The organism is Bacillus hominis (genome assembly GCF_030348325.1).
GTDB classification, from domain to species: Bacteria; Bacillota; Bacilli; order Bacillales; family Bacillaceae_G; genus Bacillus_A; species Bacillus_A hominis.
On record NZ_JAUCFS010000005.1, the window covers coordinates 4,309,079 to 4,331,357 of the forward strand.

General features: G+C 36.5%; 22 protein-coding genes, 1 pseudogene and 1 other annotated feature. Of the genes and pseudogenes, 9 read left to right on the forward strand and 14 right to left on the reverse strand.

Translation table 11 applies throughout. From position 1 onward, the window contains the following. Positions 1-63: 63 nt before the first annotated feature. On the reverse strand, positions 64-369 hold the full coding sequence (locus QUF93_RS24995) for a rhodanese-like domain-containing protein (protein ID WP_289360529.1): 306 nt from the start codon (positions 367-369) through the stop codon (positions 64-66). A gap of 199 nt (positions 370-568) precedes the next feature. Here QUF93_RS24995 and QUF93_RS25000 point away from each other — a divergent pair, with 199 nt between their 5' ends. After that, positions 569-751, forward strand: a complete 183-nt coding sequence (locus QUF93_RS25000) for a hypothetical protein (RefSeq protein WP_002123174.1) — start codon at positions 569-571, stop codon at positions 749-751. A gap of 49 nt (positions 752-800) precedes the next feature. Here the strand turns inward: QUF93_RS25000 and QUF93_RS25005 are convergent, their stop codons facing one another. Next, positions 801-1,925: a homoserine O-acetyltransferase family protein gene (locus tag QUF93_RS25005; RefSeq protein WP_289360530.1), complete on the reverse strand. Its 1,125-nt coding sequence runs from the start codon at positions 1,923-1,925 to the stop codon at positions 801-803. 152 nt (positions 1,926-2,077) lie between these two features. Here QUF93_RS25005 and QUF93_RS25010 point away from each other — a divergent pair, with 152 nt between their 5' ends. From QUF93_RS25010 to QUF93_RS25030, 5 genes are all read left to right on the forward strand, one after another. Then, positions 2,078-4,201: a spore germination protein gene (locus tag QUF93_RS25010; RefSeq protein ID WP_289375852.1), complete on the forward strand. Its 2,124-nt coding sequence runs from the start codon at positions 2,078-2,080 to the stop codon at positions 4,199-4,201. Positions 4,202-4,217: 16 nt separating this feature from the next. Continuing rightward, positions 4,218-5,318, forward strand: a complete 1,101-nt coding sequence (locus QUF93_RS25015) for a spore germination protein (RefSeq protein ID WP_289360532.1) — start codon at positions 4,218-4,220, stop codon at positions 5,316-5,318. After that, entirely contained in the window at positions 5,288-6,373 is a 1,086-nt protein-coding gene (locus QUF93_RS25020) for a Ger(x)C family spore germination protein (RefSeq protein ID WP_289360533.1), read from the forward strand. Before QUF93_RS25015 ends, QUF93_RS25020 begins: the two co-directional genes overlap by 31 nt. A gap of 92 nt (positions 6,374-6,465) precedes the next feature. After that, entirely contained in the window at positions 6,466-6,651 is a 186-nt protein-coding gene (locus QUF93_RS25025) for a hypothetical protein (RefSeq protein ID WP_000038783.1), read from the forward strand. Positions 6,652-6,748: 97 nt separating this feature from the next. After that, a complete protein-coding gene (locus QUF93_RS25030; protein WP_289360534.1) occupies positions 6,749-7,177 on the forward strand; it encodes a pyrophosphohydrolase domain-containing protein in 429 nt (142 codons plus the stop codon). A 164-nt stretch (positions 7,178-7,341) separates the two neighbouring features. Here the strand turns inward: QUF93_RS25030 and QUF93_RS25035 are convergent, their stop codons facing one another. After that, entirely contained in the window at positions 7,342-8,229 is an 888-nt protein-coding gene (locus QUF93_RS25035) for a VrrB protein (protein ID WP_289360535.1), read from the reverse strand. 165 nt (positions 8,230-8,394) lie between these two features. Here QUF93_RS25035 and QUF93_RS25040 point away from each other — a divergent pair, with 165 nt between their 5' ends. Beyond that, on the forward strand, positions 8,395-8,823 hold the full coding sequence (locus QUF93_RS25040) for a GNAT family N-acetyltransferase (RefSeq protein ID WP_289360536.1): 429 nt from the start codon (positions 8,395-8,397) through the stop codon (positions 8,821-8,823). A gap of 27 nt (positions 8,824-8,850) precedes the next feature. Here QUF93_RS25040 and leuS read toward each other — a convergent pair whose 3' ends face one another. The 11 genes and pseudogenes from leuS to QUF93_RS25095 all read right to left on the reverse strand — a co-directional run bounded on the left by leuS (position 8,851) and on the right by QUF93_RS25095 (position 20,530). Beyond that, complete coding sequence (gene leuS / locus QUF93_RS25045; protein WP_289360537.1) at positions 8,851-11,259, reverse strand: leucine--tRNA ligase; 2,409 nt, start codon at positions 11,257-11,259, stop codon at positions 8,851-8,853. 65 nt (positions 11,260-11,324) lie between these two features. Beyond that, positions 11,325-11,544, reverse strand: a binding site (T-box leader). Positions 11,545-11,595: 51 nt separating this feature from the next. Then, positions 11,596-12,789 (reverse strand): MDR family MFS transporter, encoded by a 1,194-nt coding sequence (locus tag QUF93_RS25050; protein ID WP_289360538.1) that lies wholly within the window; start codon positions 12,787-12,789, stop codon positions 11,596-11,598. 294 nt (positions 12,790-13,083) lie between these two features. Continuing rightward, positions 13,084-14,307, reverse strand: a complete 1,224-nt coding sequence (locus QUF93_RS25055; protein ID WP_088060192.1) for a cation:proton antiporter — start codon at positions 14,305-14,307, stop codon at positions 13,084-13,086. 3 nt (positions 14,308-14,310) lie between these two features. Then, positions 14,311-14,809: pseudogene (locus QUF93_RS25060) on the reverse strand (cation:proton antiporter regulatory subunit). Between the two features lie 40 nt (positions 14,810-14,849). Then, entirely contained in the window at positions 14,850-15,416 is a 567-nt protein-coding gene (locus QUF93_RS25065) for a tyrosine-type recombinase/integrase (RefSeq protein WP_289360539.1), read from the reverse strand. A gap of 112 nt (positions 15,417-15,528) precedes the next feature. Beyond that, complete coding sequence (locus QUF93_RS25070) at positions 15,529-15,717, reverse strand: hypothetical protein (RefSeq protein WP_289360540.1); 189 nt, start codon at positions 15,715-15,717, stop codon at positions 15,529-15,531. Positions 15,718-15,872: 155 nt separating this feature from the next. Further along, positions 15,873-17,732, reverse strand: a complete 1,860-nt coding sequence (locus QUF93_RS25075; RefSeq protein WP_289375853.1) for an FtsX-like permease family protein — start codon at positions 17,730-17,732, stop codon at positions 15,873-15,875. A 16-nt stretch (positions 17,733-17,748) separates the two neighbouring features. Beyond that, the gene (locus tag QUF93_RS25080; protein ID WP_048374437.1) at positions 17,749-18,510 is read right to left on the reverse strand and encodes an ABC transporter ATP-binding protein; all 762 of its coding nucleotides are present in this window, start codon (positions 18,508-18,510) and stop codon (positions 17,749-17,751) included. A gap of 306 nt (positions 18,511-18,816) precedes the next feature. Further along, on the reverse strand, positions 18,817-19,839 hold the full coding sequence (locus QUF93_RS25085) for a DUF418 domain-containing protein (protein ID WP_289360542.1): 1,023 nt from the start codon (positions 19,837-19,839) through the stop codon (positions 18,817-18,819). 262 nt (positions 19,840-20,101) lie between these two features. After that, a complete protein-coding gene (locus tag QUF93_RS25090) occupies positions 20,102-20,251 on the reverse strand; it encodes a hypothetical protein (RefSeq protein ID WP_001129345.1) in 150 nt (49 codons plus the stop codon). Between the two features lie 15 nt (positions 20,252-20,266). After that, positions 20,267-20,530, reverse strand: a complete 264-nt coding sequence (locus QUF93_RS25095; RefSeq protein WP_000840869.1) for a YtzC family protein — start codon at positions 20,528-20,530, stop codon at positions 20,267-20,269. Positions 20,531-20,641: 111 nt separating this feature from the next. Between QUF93_RS25095 and mnmL the strand changes: the two genes are divergently transcribed. After that, positions 20,642-21,601 carry a tRNA modification radical SAM protein MnmL/YtqA gene (mnmL, locus tag QUF93_RS25100; RefSeq protein WP_289360543.1) on the forward strand — a complete coding sequence of 320 codons (960 nt, stop codon included), beginning with the start codon at positions 20,642-20,644 and terminating at the stop codon, positions 21,599-21,601. Beyond that, complete coding sequence (gene mnmM, locus QUF93_RS25105; protein ID WP_289360544.1) at positions 21,598-22,170, forward strand: tRNA 5-(aminomethyl)-2-thiouridylate-methyltransferase MnmM; 573 nt, start codon at positions 21,598-21,600, stop codon at positions 22,168-22,170. The genes mnmL and mnmM overlap by 4 nt, the downstream gene beginning before the upstream one ends. Positions 22,171-22,279 lie beyond the last annotated feature (109 nt).

Consider the following 22,279-nt stretch of genomic DNA (forward strand, 5'->3'; position numbering starts at 1 on the left):
TTTGTATACTGTATGCAAAAGAAAAAAACTTGAAACAGACTCGTTTCAAGTTTTTACAGCTGCTTATTTAGTTTCGCCTTCATATTGAAGCATACCGCCAACCATATTCACTGTTTTAAATCCTTGATCATTTAAATAATGGCATACATTTTCACTACGCATTCCCGAACGGCAAATAAAGATATATTCATTCTCTTTCTCAAAGAAATCTACTTTATTTGGAATATCGCCCATTTTAATATGTACAGCTTCCGGAATTTTCCCTGCCGCTACTTCTTCATCTTCCCTTACGTCTACTAAAAATAACGTTTCCCCATTTTCTAATCGCTCTTGCACTTCTTCTGTAGTAATTGTGTTAACTTCTGTCATTTGTCATTCCTCCTTATATACAATAAAACCTTTAGTTTCTTCTTCAAACAACCATTTCTAATCAATTTTAGCATGCGAAAGAAAGAACGCAAAGAATGGAGAATTTATTTCTCAATTTTCCCGCAAAACTTATTCTTTACAAACATAACTAGTGCATTGTATCCTCAATATACTTGTTTTATGAAAGGAGTCGATTAAAATGACACTTTTTCTTTTCATTATGGGCATCATTTTCTTAATCGCTGCAATTATTGCACTTAGTATGAAAAATAATAAAAAGATAAAATCGCCACAAGAAATGTCATTCTTATTTCTATTGCTTAGTATAGCGTTCTTCGGTATAGCAATCGCTACATATATTTTCCGCCTGCAAATCATATAAAAGAAGGTGCCTACTACACACATTGCACCTTTTTCACATTATTTATTTCCTACACGAAACTAGATACTTTCCGATTTAAAAATTCATAAATTTTCTTTTCAAATAAATGAATATCAAATGCTCCCGCCATATGTCCATTTATACTTTCTATCTCATACACTTCCGCATACTTCCCTTGTTTTTGCAAAATGTCTACCATTTTATAATTGTAACGAGATGGCTGAAGTAAATCTTGTTTACACGGAATCATGAGTACATTCGCTTCTATCCGAGAAAGAGCCTCTGCTAAAGAAGAAAATCCGTGCGCAATATCATGTAATAAGACTGCTTTCGCAGTATACATCCATGAGTTTGCATCTACTACATCTATACTTTTACATGTCACTTGATTTATCTCTTTCTCAAATGATGTTAATGCAGAAAATTGTTGATAAGATGCCATTTCTATACTGTTCCGCGGAAATGCCGTTTCATAAAAATGTTCATCAAACGCATTCATAAACATCATTCTATTTGCTAAATGAAGCCCCTTCATTGGCTGCACTTCTCCATATTTACCGCCTTTCCAATTTGGATCCAACTGAATTGCTTCAATCGCATTTTGCGCTACATTTACGGACGTTATAATTGGATTTTGCGGGTTCGTAATAACGCCAATCATCCGCTCTACCATGTGAGGATAGTGAACAGACCATTGCTGTGCAATCATTCCACCCGCCGACGGTCCCATTACAGCGTGTAATCTTGAGATTCCCATATCTTTTATTAACTCATATTGCATACGAGCTACATCAAGAAATGTAAAAACCGGAAAATCCATAGCATATTCTTCTCCAGTTTCTGTATTAATTGATTTTGGTCCCGTTGTAATCACATACGGGTTCTTCACCTGCACATTACAAAGATTATCAGTACATATAACAAAATACTTATTTGTATCAATTGCTTTTCCAGGCCCAATTAATCCATCCCACCAACCAGCTTCCTCGTCATACTCTGTATATTTTCCTGCCGCATGACTTGTTGCACTAAAATAATGGCAAACCAAAATCGCATTTGATCTTTCTCTATTTAAAGCGCCATACTTCTCATACCCCATTTGAACAGGAATTTCCCTACCATTTTCAAACGTAAACTCGTTTAAAACAAACTTCTCTTTTTTTACAATTTGCACAGACTCTCCCTCTTCCCGTTATAGTATGAACTCTTTACTAAAGGATTTTTTCTATGCAAACCAATCTCCTTCTTCTTTTCATAAATAAATGAATAATATACAAAATTAGCCACAAAATAGCACTATATTACAAAATTAAAGAGGGCATACATATGATTTGGAATTGGTTACGTAAGAAAAAAAAATCAAATACAACAGAAACAAACGAAACAGATAACCGAGAGCAGCAACCTAATAATCAAGATGATGATAACAAAGAACAGACTAGAAGTATGAAACATAATAAAAATAGCAATGAAGAGCAACAAAAAGAGGACCAAAAAGATTCTTCTCAGGATAAAAAGCAAAATTCTAAACAAGACAACTCTTCTCAAGATAAACAACAAAACTCTAAACAAGACGATTCTTCTCAAAACAAACAACAAAACGCTCAGCAAGACGATTCTTCTCAAGATAAACAACAAAACGCTCAGCAAGACGACTCATCTCAAGACAAACAGCAACATTCTAAGCAAGGTGGTTCTTCTCAAAATAAACAGCAAATCGCTAAGCAGGATGATTCTTCTCAAGACAAACAGCAAAACTCTAAACAGGACGATTCTTCTCAAGATAAGCAACAAAATTCTAAACAAGACGACTCGTCTCAAGATAAGCAGCAAAACTCTAAACAGAACGATTCTTCTCAAGATAAGCAACAAAACTCTCAGCAAGACGACTCGTCTCAAGATAAACAGCAAAGCGTTAAACAAGACGATTCTTCTCAAGACAAACAACAAAGCTCTGGAAGTAATAGCATTTATGATTTTACAAAACCAGAAAAAGACCATATTCATTCTCTACAAGAGTTAATAGAGAAGCTAAAACAGTCTAGTGATTTTGTTAATTACCATACATCTGACGATGAAACGATGCCTTATTGGATTTCTTACTATCGTCCTTCACTTGATGGTGAGAAGTTACAAAAATATTTAATGCCAACACTTTTAGAACACCCTAACACTTCATTCGAAGTATTAAAAGAACATATTCCCATGAGCGGCGTTACAATTACAAACGATTTACAAAAGATTGAGGACATGGTTTTAAAAGGGCATGCAATTATTCAACTAAATCAGCAAGATCAAAAGTGTATGCTTGCGAATATTGCGATTGATAATTATCGTGCACCAACTCCCCCTTTAAATGAATCGACTGTTATTGGTCCTCAAGAAGGTTTTGTAGAAGATATTGATACAAACATTAATTTAGTACGAAAACGCCTTCCTGTTTTAGATCTCCAAACAAAAGAGATGATTATCGGAGAGTTCTCAAAAACAAAAGTCGTTATGATGTATTTAAATAACCTAGCTGAGAAAGAGAATGTAGATTTTCTAGAGGAATCATTACGAGCTCTTGAATATGATCAAATTAATGATAGTGCTTATATACAAGAATTGATGGGGGAAAAGTCAATTTTCCCTCTCTATATCAATACAGAACGCACTGATAGAGTTACAAAAGCACTTATTGATGGGAAAATCGCTATTTTTGTTGATGGTTCTCCAAGTGTTTTACTAACACCTGTATCATATTTCGATTTTTTCATTTCACCAGAAGACTATAACGTCTCTTGGCTATACGCTACATTTTCAAGAATTTTACGGCTAATCGCTGTTTTATTCTCAATTTGCGCGACACCACTATATGTTGCCACTTTAAACTATCACTATGAATTAATTCCTAGTGATTTATTGGAAACGTTAATTTTATCAAGGGCACAAGTACCGTTTCCACCTTTAATTGAAGCGCTCTTTTTAGAACTTGCCATCGATTTATTAAGAGAAGCTGGCGCGAGATTACCGATGAAGGTCGGTCAAACACTCGGTATTGTAGGCGGTATCGTAATCGGACAAGCATCTGTACAAGCTGGTTTAACGAGTAATATTTTATTGATTATCGTTGCCTTATCAGCACTGGCTTCCTTTATTACACCTATTTACAAAATGGGTAATGCCGTTCGCTTGCTGCGTTTTCCATTTCTCATGTTTGCAGAAATAGGTGGTCTATTTGGTATCTCTCTTGGATTTATCTTGCTATTTACCCATCTTTTTAGACTAACTTCTTTACGTAAACCGTACGCACTTTTTTATCCAACTAGACAACAATCAATGAAAGATTCCTGGATTCGTTTTCCATTAACAATGATTGATACACGCGATGTGCAAGCAAGACCACAACATGTAAAAAAAGCTGCAAAAGGAATTTCTACAAAACATACGTCAGATTTTGATGATTAAGAAATGAGGTGCATCGATGAGTAAAGTTAAAGAAGAATATCAAATATCCCCCATCTTTGTTTTCTTCTTAATTCACAGTGCACAATTTGGCGCCGGAGTTCTCGGGTTTGCTCGAATTATTGCAAAGGCTGCTGGATACGACGGCTGGATGGGAGTTCTAATCACAGGAATCTGTATCCATATTCTAATATGGATGATGTATTTTTTATTAAAAGAAACAAATGGGAATTTAATTGATTTACAACGCCAAACATTTGGAAAATGGTTAGGAAACGGGATCAACCTCATTTTTATGGCGTATTTTTTAATTATTAGTATTTCTGTCATTCGAACATACGTCGAAATTATTCAAGTTTGGATGTTTCCTACCGCTTCCACTTGGATGTTAACACTCTTTTTATGCCTAGTCAGTTACTATATTATTTCTTCCGGATTTCGTGTCATTACTGGTATTTGCGTCATCTCAGTTGGCGGTACACTTGGTTATTTATTTCTTAGCCTTTTCGTTTTGAAATACTCACATTGGGATAATTTACTTCCTATGTTTACACACTCTTTTTCAGATATTTTAAAAGCCGCTCATCTTTCAATCTATAGTATGACCGGATTTGAGATTTATCTTATGGTATATCCATTTGTAAAACAACCTAAAAAATCGCATAAATTCGCTCAATACGGGGCACTCTTTTCAAACCTTCTATTTTTATTTAGTACCCTTTTAGCCTTTACATTTTTTAGTGAGAAGCAATTGTTAAAAACGATATGGTCACAACTTTCTATAACCCAAGTAATTCAATTACCATTCATAGAAAGGCTAGAATATATTGCTATTTCAGCTTATGCACTCGTTATTGTTACGAGTTCAATTCTTCCTTTATGGGCAGCAACAAGAGGAATCCATGAAATATTTCGTGTAAAACAAAGAGGTGTACTACTTGCCTTATTGCTTATCATCCTCATTGTTTCACAACTTTTAACAAACAGACACGACATTAATAATTTTACTAGTAATGCATCAAAAGTTAGTTTTTGGCTTATTTATGTATACATCCCAATCCTATTTATCATTGTGTGGGTGAAAAGAAAATGGAAAAAATCAAAAGCAAAAGCAAATTAATACTTATTTCTTGCATAACACTCTTCAGTCTTACTGGATGTTTACAAAAAAACATCATCGATGATATACAGCTTATTCAAGGAACCGTATTTGATGTAGCAAAGGATAATAAAGTAAAAGTGACATTCGTTTGTCCCATTCAGAAAAAAGGAAATAAAGTTCAAGTTTTTGAAGGAACGGCAAATGCGGTAAAACAAGTAAAAGCAGACACATCTTTAGAATCTTCTCAACCATTTGCTAGCGGACAAATGCGGGTTTCGCTATTTACTATAAAACTTGCAAAGAAAGGAATGTCCACTTCATTTGACACATTAATTCGAGATGTGAATATAGGGAACGCTTTATATGTTGCTTTATTAGAGGGAAGTGGTACTGAACTTTTAAAAGGAAAATATACGACTTCGTCCAACGTTGCAATTTATATAAAGAAATTGCTAGAACATAACATGGAAACCGGTCCTTTACCAAGGGATAACCTGCATGTAGGAGCATTCCGTTATTATCAAGAAGGGCAAGACTACTATATTCCGATTCTAAAGAAACATGCCGATAAAATAAAAATCATCGGAATCGGTCTTTTTAAAAAGGATAAATATATCGGTAAAATTGCGCAAAAAGATATGTTCATATTTAAAGGACTGTTAGAAAAACATAAATTAGATTCACATGAATTTAAAGCAGATTCTGGGTACGTAATGATTAATAATATTCGTTCTGTTCCAACTTACGATATCAAAATAAAAAACGGGAAACCTTCTTTTTTCATTCACGTTAAGCTTGATGCACGTATTCAAGAATTATCGAAACAAATTAACTTAGAAAATGCTAAGAACACAAAAAAAATTGAAAAAGCCGTCCAAAAACAATTAGATGTACAGGCTGCTAAATTAATTAAGCAGTTTAAATCTTTAGGCGTGGATCCTCTTGGGCTAGGAGCAAAATATAAACAACATTATCGTCCATTTAAATTAGAAGAGTGGAAAAAAATGTACAAAGATGTCCCTGTTAAAGTAAAATATACCGTGAATATTACAAATTCTGGTGTAATTGAATAAGTTAACGATTGAACTCCCCTCTCTGGCATGGTACAACGGAGAGGGGAGTTTTTATTTTTAAATAGAGAAAAGGGATATTTACGGGGGAGCTTATGTCTAAAAAATTAGTAAAGCCTATTTTAAACGGTATTTTATTTCTCGGCGTCTTTTTATTTGCTCATACATACTTAAAAAATGTTTCCTTCACACGTTATTTACTTGTCGTTATACCAATGCTACTTGTTGGTATGTTTGGCATCGATCTTATTTTATCCATTTTAATAAAAAAAGAAGAATAACAAGCGAACATCTTATTTCTATAAGATGTTCTTTTCATTTCATAATCACCTTATGTTACAATAAAATTCGGCAGAAAACGAGAAAGGATGAAACAACATGACAAACGAAAAAGGTTTAGATAAAGGATACGAACTTGTTGCAAAAATGCACGAAGTATTCGGACATCCTGTAACAAATACTCCAACAAAATTAACAGAAGAGCGCGCAAAAATTCGTGCTAGCTTTATGCAAGAAGAGCTAGAAGAATTTCTAGAAGCAACGACTGTTGAAGATCAATATGATGCACTTATTGACCTTATTTACTTTGCATTCGGAACGTTTGCAGAAATGGGCGTACGTCCAGATAAAGGATTTGAAATTGTAAACAACGCTAATATGGCAAAATTATTCCCTGATGGGAAACCTCGCTTCCGTGAAGGCGACGGCAAAATTCTAAAACCAGAAGGCTGGCAAGCACCAGAACCACAACTTCGTGCGGAAATTGAACGCCAACGCCAAGAGGCATTAGCAAACGCAGGAAAATAATATAAGAGCAGCTGCTAAGAATATTCTTAGCAGCTTTTTTGTACTATCATTCACAGTTCGTGAATTTCGTATTTTACTACTCAACATCACACTTCGAAATACAAATATTTTTTTCTCAAAATAAAAAATCCCCTTGCGCACAAGAGAATTTTTCATGTAATTCATTAATGTCCCACATGTCCAGCATGACCCGCTGCTCCAGCTGTAATTCCAGCTGTTCCCGCTGCAGTTCCAGCTCCTCCACCGTACCAAATTTGTTGTTGTCCTTGTTGATGTTGCTGCCCTTGGTGATGGTGCTGCCCTTGGTGGTGCTGCTGCCCTTGGTGATGCTGCTGCCCTTGGTGATGCTGCTGTCCTTGATGATGGTGTTGTCCTTGGTGATGGTGTTGACCTTGGTGATGGTGTTGACCTTGATGATGGTGTTGTCCTTGGTGATGGTGTTGACCTTGGTGATGGTGTTGACCTTGGTGTGTTTGAAAAAGAACAGCCTGCGGATGAATTTGGTGATGACCGTGGTGATGTACTTGTTGTTGATGATGACCATGGTGCTGATGGTGATCGTGGTGTTGATGATGGCCATGGTGGTGATGGTGACCGTGGTGGTGATGATGGCCATGGTGGTGATGGTGGCCGTGGTGTTGATGATGACCGTGGTGCACATGATGACCGTGAACACCTTGTGGGAAACCACCGATTCCACCAGCTACAACACCGACGCCAGGTACAGGAAATCCTGTTTGTACGCCTCCCACGAAAGATGGAAATGTAGTTGGCATACCTACAGGTACTCCTCCTTGTGCTCCTCCTCCGAAAGATGGAAATGTAGTTGGCATACCTACAGGCACTCCGCCTTGTGCTCCTCCTACTAATGTCGGAATTCCTGTTTGTACTCCAGCTACTGATGTTGGAAACCCTCCAGGTTCTCCTCCCATCCAACTTGGGCTTCCGCCATATCCGTGTTGTCCATCTCCTCCCATGAACATCATTTGTCCATAACTATCCGATCCGCCCCCGAAGAAGCCATGCGGTGCATTATTGTCCATCCCTTTCATTCCTTTCACCTCTTCTTCTCAATTTAGCCTACCTTTTTTATCATATTTTCTATAGAAGAATAGGTGTTTGTCTATATGGGAATTCCGCACTTATTTCTTATTTCTTCGTTCTTCATTCATGATAAAATCAATTAACTGAATATTTTTTTCTAGGAGGTATTTCTATTGAAGAACGTAACAAAGGCTTCTATCGATGATTTAGATTCAATCTTACATATAGATATTGATGTACTCGGAGACGATAGTAGACGAGATTATATTAAACAAGCTATCGAAGATGAAAGATGCATAATTGTACAAGAAAATAATTCTATTTCTGGTTTTCTAACATACGATACAAACTTCTTTGGCTGTACGTTCCTCTCATTAATCATTATTTCGCCAATGAAAAGAAGACAAGGTCATGCAAGCTCATTACTCTCATATATGTTAGAGCATTCTCCTACTCAAAAAATCTTTTCTTCAACGAACGAATCAAATAGAAGTATGCAAAAAGTGTTTAGCGCAAACGGATTTATACGCAGCGGAATAATTGAAAACTTAGATGAAGGTGATCCAGAGATTATTTTCTACATAAAAAAGCTCAGAGCATAAACGCTCTGAGCTTTTATTTAGCATTAATTAGTTTGCAACAACGTTAACAAGTTTTCCAGGAACAACAATTACTTTACGAACTGTTTTTCCTTCAATTTGTTCTTGAATTGCTTCAAGTGCAAGTTGTTCCATTTCTTCTTTTGATGCGTCTTTACTCATTGTTAGTTTTGCGCGAACTTTGCCCATAATTTGAACAACGATTTCAACTTCATCTTCTACAAGTTTAGACTCATCAAATGTTGGCCAGCTTGCATATGTGATTGTTTCAGTATATCCAAGTTTGCTCCATAGTTCTTCCCCGATGTGAGGTGCAACTGGTGCAATCATTTTTACGAAACCTTCTACATATTCTTTCGGAAGTGTTTCAGCTTTGTACGCATCGTTGATGAATACCATCATTTGAGAAATCGCTGTGTTGAAGCGAAGTTCTGCATAGTCTTCTGTTACTTTCTTCACTGTTTGGTGGTAAGCTTTTTCAAGCTCTTTGTTTGGTGCATCAGTAATTTTCTCACTTAATTCACCGTTATCTTGAACGAATAGACGCCATACGCGGTCTAGGAAACGACGAGCTCCGTCAAGACCATTTTCAGACCAAGCGATTGAAGCATCTAATGGTCCCATGAACATTTCGTATAGACGAAGTGTATCTGCACCATGGCTCGCTACGATATCATCAGGGTTTACAACGTTACCTTTTGATTTACTCATTTTCTCGTTGTTTTCACCTAGAATCATACCTTGGTTAAATAATTGTTGGAACGGCTCTTTCGTTGGAACTACACCGATATCATATAATACTTTATGCCAGAAACGAGCATATAGTAAGTGAAGTACAGCGTGCTCTGCTCCGCCGATATAAATATCAACTGGAAGCCATTGTTTTACTTTTTCAGGATCTACAAGTGCTTCGCTGTTGTTTGGATCGATGTAGCGTAGATAGTACCAGCAGCTACCTGCCCATTGTGGCATTGTGTTTGTCTCACGACGACCTTTTTTACCAGTTTCAGGATCAACAACATTTACCCACTCTTCAATGTTAGCTAGTGGTGATTCACCTGTACCTGAAGGACGAATGTTTTCTGTTTTCGGAAGAACTAATGGTAATTCTTCTTCTTTCACAGCTGTCATTGTGCCATCTTCCCAATGGATTACTGGAATTGGCTCACCCCAGTAGCGTTGGCGGCTAAATAACCAGTCACGGAGACGGTATGTTACTTTTTGATTGCCTGCACTTGTTACTTCAAGCCATTCAATCATTTTTGCGATTGCTTCTTCTTTATTTAATCCATCAAGGAATGCTGAGTTTACGTGTGCACCATCACCTGTGTACACTTCTTTCGTAATATCTCCGCCCTCAACAACTTCCTTCATTGGAAGATTGAATACTGATGCGAATTCATAGTCACGCTCATCGTGAGCTGGAACTGCCATTACAGCACCTGTTCCGTAAGTTGCAAGAACGTAATCAGCGATCCAGATTGGTAATTTCTCACCATTTACTGGGTTAACTGCGTAAGCACCAGTGAATACACCAGTTTTTTCTTTCGCAAGTTCTGTACGCTCTAGGTCACTCTTCATTTTCACAGAATTAATGTAAGCCTCTACAGCTTCTTTTTGTTCTGCTGTTGTAATTTCTGCAACAAGCGCATGCTCTGGAGCAAGTACACAGTATGTTGCGCCAAATAATGTATCAGGACGCGTTGTGAAAACTGTGAATTTCTCGTCTGTACCATCGATATTGAAGTGTACTTCTGCACCTTCAGAACGTCCGATCCAGTTACGCTGCATATCTTTTAAGCTTTCTGGCCAATCAAGTTCATCTAGATCTGCTAATAGACGATCTCCGTAAGCTGTAATTTTTAACATCCACTGTCTCATCGGACGACGTTCAACTGGATGCCCACCGCGCTCACTCTTACCGTCAATTATTTCTTCATTTGCAAGTACTGTACCAAGTGCTGGACACCAGTTTACAGGTACTTCATCAACGTAAGCTAAACCTTTTTCAAATAGTTTTAGGAAGATCCATTGTGTCCACTTGTAGTAGTTTGGATCTGTTGTATTTACTTCACGATCCCAATCGTAAGAGAAACCTAATGCTTTAATTTGATTACGGAACGTATTAATATTAAGCTCTGTAAATTCTGCCGGGCTGTTTCCAGTATCAAGTGCATATTGCTCTGCTGGAAGACCGAACGCATCCCATCCCATTGGATGAAGAACGTTGTATCCTTGCATACGCTTCATACGAGATAAAATATCTGTCGCTGTATAACCTTCTGGATGACCTACGTGTAAGCCCGCACCTGATGGATATGGGAACATATCTAGTGCATAAAATTTTGGTTTTTCTGTCTCATCTGGCGTACGGAATGTTTTATTCTCTTCCCAATACCCTTGCCACTTCTTCTCAATTTCTTGATGATTAAAGCTCATGAGATAACCTCCTTGAAATTCTATTTATTTTCACCGCCTAAAATACAAAAAACCTCTCATCCCTAGAAAGGGACGAGAGGTTATAGATTCCCGCGGTACCACCCTAAATTAATGTATTATATACATTCGCTTAGATCCGTAACGTGGATTAACGGCAATTGCTACTAAATGTTTTCGCAACTGCAACTCAAAGGCGAGTTCATAACGAAACGTGGATTGACTTGCACCGACCGTCAACTCTCTAAACCAGCTTCTATTACTACTACTCCTTCTCACTGTTATTACAAATATGTGTTAATTAAATACATTCTAAAACATGTTACTTGTTCCGTCAAACTAAACTGCAATTTTTTCTTCAACTGTTTCTTCTACTTTTACTCGTTTATCGTAAATACTCGCTGCCATAAGCGCTACTACAAGCATTACCATGATTGCTATGAACAATACTTCCATATTGTATAAATCAACAATTGCTCCGCCAACGACAGGTCCGAACATTTTCCCTACAGTCGCTGCGCTATTTACAACACCTTGATAAAATCCTAGCTTATCTTTTGGCGCAAGTATATTAGCAATGGTCGGAACTGCCGGCCATACGAATAACTCACCAATTGTTAATGTCACCATCGCAACAAGAAACATTGTAAATTGCTGTGCTTGGCTTAACACAATGAATGAAGCTGCAAAAATAATGATTCCAATCATAATTTGTTGCTTTAAAGAACGCTTCATCCAACGAATTAGCATGCTAACGAGTGGCTGCGCACAAACAATCATCGCTCCGTTTATCGTCCATAATAAACTATAGTGACGGAGGCTAATATTTAATTCCTGCATATGTGTTGCAATCGCCCCTTGCCACTGTACGTATGTAACCCAGCATAAAGCATATGCTACACATACGATAAGAAGTGCTTTAAATCCTGGTGTAAGTGACCAACCTTTTTTCGTTTCGATTTCTTTTTGTACACCTTGTTCCTTTTTGTCTTCCATACCGCGGAAGCCAATAAAAGCAATTAAAAAGAATATAAAGTATAAAATAAAGTTCGCTAAGAAAATATAATCGAAACGATATGAAGCGACTAAACCACCGCACGCTGTTCCAATAGCAATACCGACATTTTGTCCAACGTACATTGCATTAAATGCTCGTCTTCCGCCTTCCGGCCAAACCGTACCAACCATCGCATACATCGATGGAAAGACCATTCCAGAACCGAAGCCGATTAATGCTAGCCATACGACATATAACGGCCAACCGTGGAAGAACACAAGACCTAAAATCGATACGAGTGTAATGACAATCCCTACTAAAATTGATTTATAACCGCCCCATTTATCAAATAAAACACCGCCGAGCAAGTTTCCGATTACACCAGTAAGCGAGTTGATCATTAATACCATTCCAGCCACTGATAATGATTTCCCTAAACTATCATGTAAGTAAATTGTATTAAAAGGCCATAAAAAAGAAGCACCCGTGACATTAATAATCATCCCAGCTACTAATAGCCATACTTTCCTTGGCATAGTCTCCCCTCCTATTCTCTTTTTTTCGTTCATATATATAACAGTAAAATTGTAGTCGTTTTTAAATAGGAAGGCAACTGATTAATAGTTGATGAAATTCAGATAATAGCACAAAGACGATTAGAATGTATTCTAATCGTCTTTCTAACATATTAATCTATAAAGTGAAACTTTAATCAGTGGGGGTTTTGTCCATCTCCCACCTAACTTCCTCGCATTCTCCGAATTTTGAGGTGGGAATCTTACTGCCCGCAAATAGCGGGATAAATAATAGAATCGTTCCCTCACGAAAGGTTATCCAACTTCCTTTTTACGTTTTGCGCTTTCTTTAGAGCTCCATTTAAATATTTTGTCTAGTAGAGAGTATATTCTCCCAGATTCTTTCGTTAATAACGGACCTAACGATGCTAATATTAAAACATATAGAGCTGAGAACGGTTTAATCGTTGCCATTAAGCCGCCCGCAATTCCAATATTCGCGACGATAATGGAAAATTCCCCGCGCGACACAAGTGTTAAACCGATATTCGTAGAAGCCTTATGCGATAACCCAGCTTTACGTCCCGCAACCATTCCAGCGGTAAAATTACCGATAAGAGTAATGAAAACTGCTCCTAATGCCAACCACACTGCTCCTCCAAGCGAAAATGGATCTATACTTAAACCAAAGCTGAAAAAGAATATAGCTCCAAAGAAATCACGAAACGGAACAACGAGCTGCTCAATTCGATCACTATGCTCTGTTTCTGAAAAGACGAGCCCTAATAATAATGCTCCAATCGCCTCCGCAACATGAATCGTTTCTGAAAATCCTGCTACAAAGAACAAAATAGCGAATATTACGATAATAAAAATTTCATTGGACGAAATATCTAATATTTTATTTAAAAACCGTGTAGCTTTTCTAGCAACTACAAAGAATAGTAACATATACCCTACTGCGATTAAAATAGATGTAAGAGCACCTACAAATGACGTTGCCCCTCCGAGTACTAATCCTGAAACGACTGATAAATATACTGCTAAAAAGATATCATCAAACATAATGATTCCTAAAATTAGCTCCGTCTCTTTATTACCAGATCTTCTTAAATCAACAATTACTTTCGCAACAATTGCACTCGATGAAATTGTTATGATTCCAGCAATAATTAATGTTTCTAGTAAGGGAAAGCCCATTATATATCCATAAAGTAAACCTAATATGAAATTAAGCGATATATGAACACTACCCCCAAAAGCAATCGACTTTCCTGATTTAATTAATTTTTTTATTGAGAATTCTAAGCCTAAGTAGAATAGGAGGAATATGACGCCAACACGGCCGAGGAAGGAAATAACTTCTCCGCTTTCAATAAATCGTAAATCGATAAGCCCTAAATCTGGGGCATGAGGCCCCACTAGCATACCGAGTATAATGAGAAACGGAATAATCGAAAACTTTAACTTTGCAGCGAGGATAGCTGCAAAAGCTACTAATACTAACGCAGTTCCAACTTCAAAGACTAAAGTATCCATCGATTATGAGTCACCTCCCGCTGAAAGCAACTCATTAATAATTCTCTTCACTTCATGTCTTTCACCCGATAATACGAGCATATCGCCAGCTTCAATGATAGAATCTGGACCTGGATTGAAAAATTTCTTCATATTCTTTTTCAAAATAGCAATGATTGTTACGTTATATGTTTTTCTAACGTGTAAGCTACCAATTGTTTTTTGTACCACTGGTGCGTTATTTTCTACTTTAAACCATTCCAATTGATAATCCTTCAAAAGCCATCTCAATCGTGTCTAAAGCTTGTGGTCTATATACCATCCCGCCTAATATAGCAGCAATTTGTCTTGCTTCAGAATCGCGAAGAGAAATGCTTGAAATACTCTCATCATGATCAGCATCGAAGTGATACATTTCCCTTCTTCCATCATCATGAATAACAATAACCATTTTTTCATTACCTTTTGTTATCACTTCAAATTTACATCCAATGCCCGGCAATTCACTCTCTCTAATATTCATACTCCCGCCTCCTAAAATTTTTAGTTACGGCTCTTTCCTTTTACAAATCCACATCAATCTCAGTTTTAAACTTTTCATCTTTTGATATCCCTAAGTACTTTAACGTTTCTGACGGAGTCGCATGATGAAAATGTTTTTGCAACAGTGCAATTGCTATTCCTCTTTTATATGCATGAAATCCAAATGTTTTTCGCATTGAGTTCGTTCCAATCTTTCCAAGAACTCCAACTGCTTCCGCAGCGTTATGAATTACACGATAAGCTTGTTGACGCGTAATTGAATTTGTCGTTTTATTAGATTGAAATACGTAGTTTTCTCTTTTAACGTCAATAGATTGTACGTACTCTAAAAGTGCTTCTTTTACTTTTGTATTTAAATAAATATCTTGTTTAAACTTTTCATCTTTCACAGGAAGAGAATAAAACTCTTTAGCAGTTCCATCTTCATTTAATACATCTTCAAATTTAATACTCAGTAGTTCAGTAATTTTTAAACCTGTGTTAATTCCAATAACAAATAAAAGATAATCTCGCTGTGAATGCTCTTTTAAATATTTTTTCATAGCCTCAATTTGGCTTATATTTTTTAATGCCTCTACAACTTCCATACATGTATTCTCCTCATCTTATGAACGGTAATTTTCTCATCATGTTGTCCATTTTACCTTATCATGCTATGAGATTTCCATGTATTATCTATTACCTTTTAATTTTTTTACGCTATACAATTGGAGCGATATACTTTAATACACCTAAAAATTCTGGATATTTATGATTTGGAAACTTACTATTGTAAAAATACGTTGCGGCTAGAAAAATAACGAGGGATAAAGATGAAAATAGTAAAACTTCTTTTGACCTTAGCGCTATGCCTATAACTTCAAATAAAGATCCATCTTCTTTCTGCAAGTTGGATTCCTCCTTTCTTTTCCCGCCTCTTTACACTTCTAGTTTATGTTACTTAATTATATTATAGAGTATAATTAAGTAACATATCAATAATTTTGTTATTTTTCTGAAAATAAATAAAAATACCGAGCACCCTCTGCTCGGTATTTTTATTCTTAGTCCTCTTTCGGAAGAACAATTCCCTTATACAATTGAACTGTAATGAAGTAATAAATCGCATAAATGACTACGAAGATAACAATCGGTAACCAAATACGGAAATACGGATCAACTAAAATGAAACCGAAAATATTCATACCAACTAATACGTGAGCAATACCCACAATTGCCGGGAATAGGAATACTAAGAATAACTCTTTATAAATAGATTTTGTTAATAATTCACGGCGCACACCGATTTTACGAAGCATTTGATAACGCGTAATATCTTTTGATGCACCAGACAGAATTTTAAACATTAAGCAACTTGCCATCATCGCTAAGAAAGCAATTCCAAGGAAGAAGCCCATAAACACTGTTCCACTCGCAACACCGTAGAACATATCGTAAGCTTGATATTTACTGTTCATTCTTTCAGCTGTTACATTTTTATATTTATCTAGCTGCAACTCGTCAAGTTTTTTCCATTCTTTTGTGTATGTTAAAAAGTCATCTGTTTTTCCGATAAATGCTATACCTTCTTTACCATTTATCCCATCGTACATTTTTTGATCCACAATTTTAATTGCATGATCTTCGTATATATAATATGGATGGATTGTACTAAAAGCATCAACCCATTCTTCTGGAAGTTCTTTAGCGTTCGCATCTTTGTTATTCATTTCTCTAGAAACTGCGCCTACTGGTAGTTCCTGTGAAGCTTTTTTCGTATTCACTAAATCTTTCATCGACTTCATATTTGTCATATCTTTTACTAAAGGACGATTGTTCTCTAAATCTTCTTTTACATAATAGACGTATTTATCATCAATTTTGTAACGATATTCATTTTTCTCTTTAAATGTAATACCGTCTAAAATTTTCTTTTCTTCCGCTGTTGGGTTATGAACTACTGAATCATATATTACTAAACCATCTACCATTTTTATAACGTTATTTTTAAACGCCATACCACCTGAAATTGCACCCGCTCCAAGAGCAACTAACATCGCTACTGTCGCAAGCACTTTCGTTAAACTATTAATTCGGAAGTTTAATTGTGCAAAAGTAAAAGCGTTAAGCCCTTTTTCGCTTCGTTTTTTATTACTTTTTAACTTTTTAATAATAACTGGAAGAAGCGATCCAAATAGCATGTAAGTACCAGTTGTTGTTGTAACTAATGCAATAAGAATTCCCATTTCTCTTAGTTTTTCCATGTAAATCATTGATGCATAGCCAATACCTAATAAAATAACCGCAAGGAATGCAACTACACCTGTCATTTTCCCTTTTACTGCAACACGCTCTGTTTGTGCATCTGCATGTACAAGTTGTAATACAGAAATACGAGATAATTTAATACTATTCATAATTGCTGATAATACAAATAGTGCAAAGAAGAAGATGCAAGTAACAGCCATAGATGGCAGATACAATGCTTTATAACCTTCACCAGCAAATTCGAGTTGTTTGATTAATAACTGGCCGATACCTTCTGCAAGTCCTACTCCAACTGCAATTCCGATTACAAGAGACGCAGCACCTAATACAATTGTTTCAATAAACATAAGTAATGTAACTTTATGCTTTTTTGCTCCTAACATCATATACATACCAAACTCTTTTTGACGAAGAGATAATAAGAAAGAGTTCGCATATAAAATATAGAAGAACGTTATAATAGCTAGTAAAAATGAACCTGCTTGGAATACGAATCCAATTGATTGAATAACTGAGTTAGATTCGATAAACGCTTTATTCAGCGCTAACGTTTGAAACATATAAAAAATTGAGATAGACATGACAAGACCGACAAGTAAGACGATATAATCTTTCAACTTACTTTTTAGCCCTGACATGGAGAGTTTGAATAACATACTTAAACCTCCTTCCTTATGCTTTTTGTGTACCTAAATCTGCAAGTACATCTAAAATTTCCTTATAAAACTCTTCACGCGTACCACCACGGTGAATTTCTTTATATAGCTCACCATCTTGAATGAATAAAATACGCTGACAGTAACTTGCACTGTACGGATCGTGAGTAACCATCATAATAGATACGCCTTGTTCTTCATTTAAGTTTGTCATCGCATCAAGTAAACTTGCTGCATTTTTAGAATCAAGCGCTCCGGTTGGCTCGTCCCCTAAAATAATTGCTGGTTCATGTACTAACGCACGCGCTGCTGCTGAACGTTGTTTCTGTCCACCAGATACTTCAGATGGATACTTTTGAAGTATTTCTGAAATCCCTAACATATCCGCTACTTTTTCTACTTTTGGTCCAATATTTCGTGACGGAACACCTTGAAGAGATAGTGGAAGTGCAATGTTTTCGTAAATAGATAAGTTCTCTAATAAGTTAAAGTCTTGGAAAATGAATCCTAATTTTTGTGAACGAAAATCCGAAAGCTCTCCTTGCTTCATTTTCGTAATATCCGTACCCGCAATCTCAACAACGCCGCCTGTTGCTTTATCTAACGTTGAAATTACATTTAATAATGTCGTTTTACCGGAACCAGATGGTCCCATAATTCCAACAAACTCACCCTCTTGAATTGAGAATGATACACCTTTTAACGCGTGTGATTGGTTCTCACCTTTTTTACCGTACACTTTTTGAACGTTTTTCACGTCTACAACTGGTTTCGTCATATATATCCTCCTACGCTTGTTTTTCCATTACCTATTTTGCGCTTTTTGGAGGGGAACTGCTATTTGTTAACATTACATTTACCTTACACTTTTGTAATATAAAAAGGCTAAGCATGTAAGGTTGGCTTTTTTCCTTTTACTATTAGTGACACATTAAATCGGTAAATGAAATTATATCGGCGGTTTTTCAAATATATCGACCGTAACTCCAAATATATCAGCGTTTTTCAAGTTATATCGATTTACCGATAAAATCTGCCAATAAAAAATGGGCTATTCCACAAGCGGAACAGCCCATTTCTGTCTTTATTTCTTTAAAGGTGTTACCGTCCAATACGTAACAACTCGCCAAATCCATTCTAGTGGACCCATCTTAAAGATTTTCATCCAAATCACACTAAACACAATTTGAATTGCGTAAATTGCAATACATACATATAACGTCTGCATGTACGTTAAGTTTCCAGCAAAGTTAAATGCACTTCCTGCAATTAAAATCATTGCAGTTTGTCCAATATAATTCGTTAAAGCCATACGACCATAATATTTTAGTGGTGCTAGTACTGTTTGAACTAATTTTAATTGAAGTAATAAAATTAATGCTCCAACATAGAAAGCTGAAATGATTGGTCCAACTGTAACACCAATTTTTAAAAATTGGCTTCCAGCATCCATTGTCCCATCCTCATTCATAAGTATCATATTTACAAATGGATTGGCAGGCACGTGTCCATTTTGATACCACAATCCAATTACACTTAAAACAAACATAACTCCTGTAAAAATAGCGACTTTCTTTATGTTTTGTGAAAGATTTTCAAATACACGATATTGTCCTGCAGCAAGCCCTAATAAAATTAAACCTAGCGGTAATAGTTCTTTAACTCCCATCACACTAAAAACAATTGTCAAAATAAGACCCAGTACTAAATTCACTTGTTTTTTTGCTTTATAAAACGGTAAAACGATTAATCCGCAAATTGCATATAACGTTAACGCTTCTCCAGGCTGAAACATGTAATGAATCAAACCAAAAATAAATAGTGCAACTACGCGGCGTAAAAATAAAACATATCCATTTTTCCCTTTTGCAATCGCTCTAGAGATAAAGATATAGAATCCCACTCCAAATAAAAATGAGAAGATTGAGAAGAAACGACCTTCTACAAATAAGTATAGAAACCTTTGATAACTTGCATCCACTGTATTAGGATCTGGAATTTTAATATTAAGTAGTGCGAGAATATTTACTAAAATAATCCCCAGTAGTGCGAAGCCACGAATGTAATCTAACTCATCAATTCGTTTGTTTGTAACATTGTTCCCCATAAAGCAACTCCTTGTATAAAGTGAAACTATAATCAGTGGGGGGTGTTCATCCCCCACTGATTATTAGTTGAACCAATCGGGCATTTACGGGCAGTTGATCTCCAACCGAATTTTGAGATGAGAGTTTTACTGCCCGTTAATGCGGGATAAACTTTAATCCTCCCTTACTCTACTGGAGAAGTAGGCTTATAACTATCGGTAAACCTTACAGAAACCTCACATTATTGTAATATAATAAAACCAGGTCATATTGCGACCTGGTTTACTCTGATTGCTTCGATCTTTGAGGTTGTCCCTTTTTACTATTACGCTGTTTCACTTGAACAACTGGATCAAGCTCATTCGAAAATTCAGCGTTATGTCCATTTTGTGTTTTTTGCTCTGGATTATTTTGATCTGAACGTTTCGCCATTACATTCACTCCTTATTAGTGCGGTGTAATAATCATTTGATGTTGCAATTGGCGAATTGCCATACGTGCTCTATTTAACTGCTCACGTTGCTCATCATTCGCATGTTGTTGCATCGTTTGTAAATCGTTATATGCTTGTTCTAATTGCAACTGCGCATCCGAATACTCCATCGTATTGTAATGCTCTTGTCTCATACCTTGGTCTAATTGTTCTTTCGCATATTCCACCGCTTGTTCCGCTTGTGTAATATACGATTCAAGTGATTGACGCTCTGCCATAATTGTCCCTCCTTGCTTCAATTCCCCTTTAGTGTGTCCCTTCCTTATGAACCTTATGAGTATGTTATAATGAATTTTGTGTTATTTTGACTCGTCTTAGGAGGGAAAGTAATGAAGGTTCAAAATCCTTTTCCATATACAAACGACAATAAACGTTATCATACATGGAATTACCACTTACGAAATGAATTTGGTGAAAAAATCTTTAAAGTTTCATTAGATGCTGGCTTCGATTGCCCGAACCGTGACGGTACAGTTGCTTACGGCGGCTGCACGTTTTGTAGTGCTGCTGGATCTGGTGACTTCGCTGGCGATCGCCGCGATGATGTTATAACGCAATACCATGAAATGAAAGAAAAAATGCACTCAAAGTGGAAAGACGGAAAATGTATCGCTTATTTCCAAGCCTACACAAATACACATGCTCCACTTGAAGTGTTAAAAGAAAAATTCGAACCGCTTCTAGCAGAAAAAGACGTTGTCGGTCTTTCTATCGCAACTCGTCCAGATTGCTTACCGGATGATGTCGTTGAATATTTAGCGGACTTAAATAAACGCACGTACCTTTGGGTTGAACTCGGACTACAAACTGTCCATGAACGTACTGCAAATCTTATTAATCGTGCTCATGATTATCCGTCTTACGTTGAAGGTGTAAATAAATTACGCAAGCACGGCATTAGAGTTTGCTCTCATATTATTAACGGTCTTCCACTTGAAAATTACGACATGATGATGGAAACAGCTCGTGAAGTAGCAAAGCTTGATGTACAAGGAATTAAAATTCATTTACTTCATTTATTAAAAGGAACGCCAATGGTGAAGCAATATGAAAAAGGACAACTAGAATTCCTTTCTCTTGAGGATTACGTAAGTCTCGTTGTTGACCAACTTGAGATTATTCCAGAAGACGTAATTGTGCACCGTATCACAGGTGACGGTCCACCTGATTTAATGATCGGCCCAATGTGGAGCTTAAATAAATGGGAAGTATTAAATTCCATCGATGCAGAATTTGTACGCCGCGGAAGCTGGCAAGGAAAATATGCAAATGAGGAGAAACAAAAATGAAATTAGAACGTGTATTACCGTTTGCTCGCTCGCTGCTGCAAACGGCAGTAAAAGAAGGCGATTACGCTGTAGATGCAACACTTGGAAATGGACATGACACTTGCTTCCTAGCTGAAATCGTTGGAGATAACGGAAAAGTATTTGGATTTGATATTCAAAAAGAAGCAATTGAAAGTTCTACTATCCGCCTAAAAGAAAAAGAGCTTTTCGAACGTACTGTTTTAGTTCACGATAGTCACGATACACTCTTATCCGTATTACCAGAAAATGCAAAAGGAAAAGTAACAGGCGCAATCTTCAACTTAGGTTACCTTCCAGGCGGAGACAAACATATCGTTACAAAACCGAACTCAACAATCTCAGCGATCGAACAACTATTAGAAGTAATGGCACCTGAAGGTATCATCGTCCTTGTCATTTATCACGGGCATCCAGAAGGACAAGTAGAACGCGACGCTGTGCTCAAATTTGCAGAAGAACTAGACCAAAAACAAGCTCACGTTTTGCGATACGGCTTCATTAACCAGCAAAATAACCCGCCATTTATTGTGGCGATTGAGAAACGATAAAGTGAAACTTTAATCAGTGGGGTTTTCTGCCTGGTAAATAGCGGGATAATTATATCAACGATTTTTCAAATATATCGATAATTCGACAAAACATACCAAAAAAAGACGT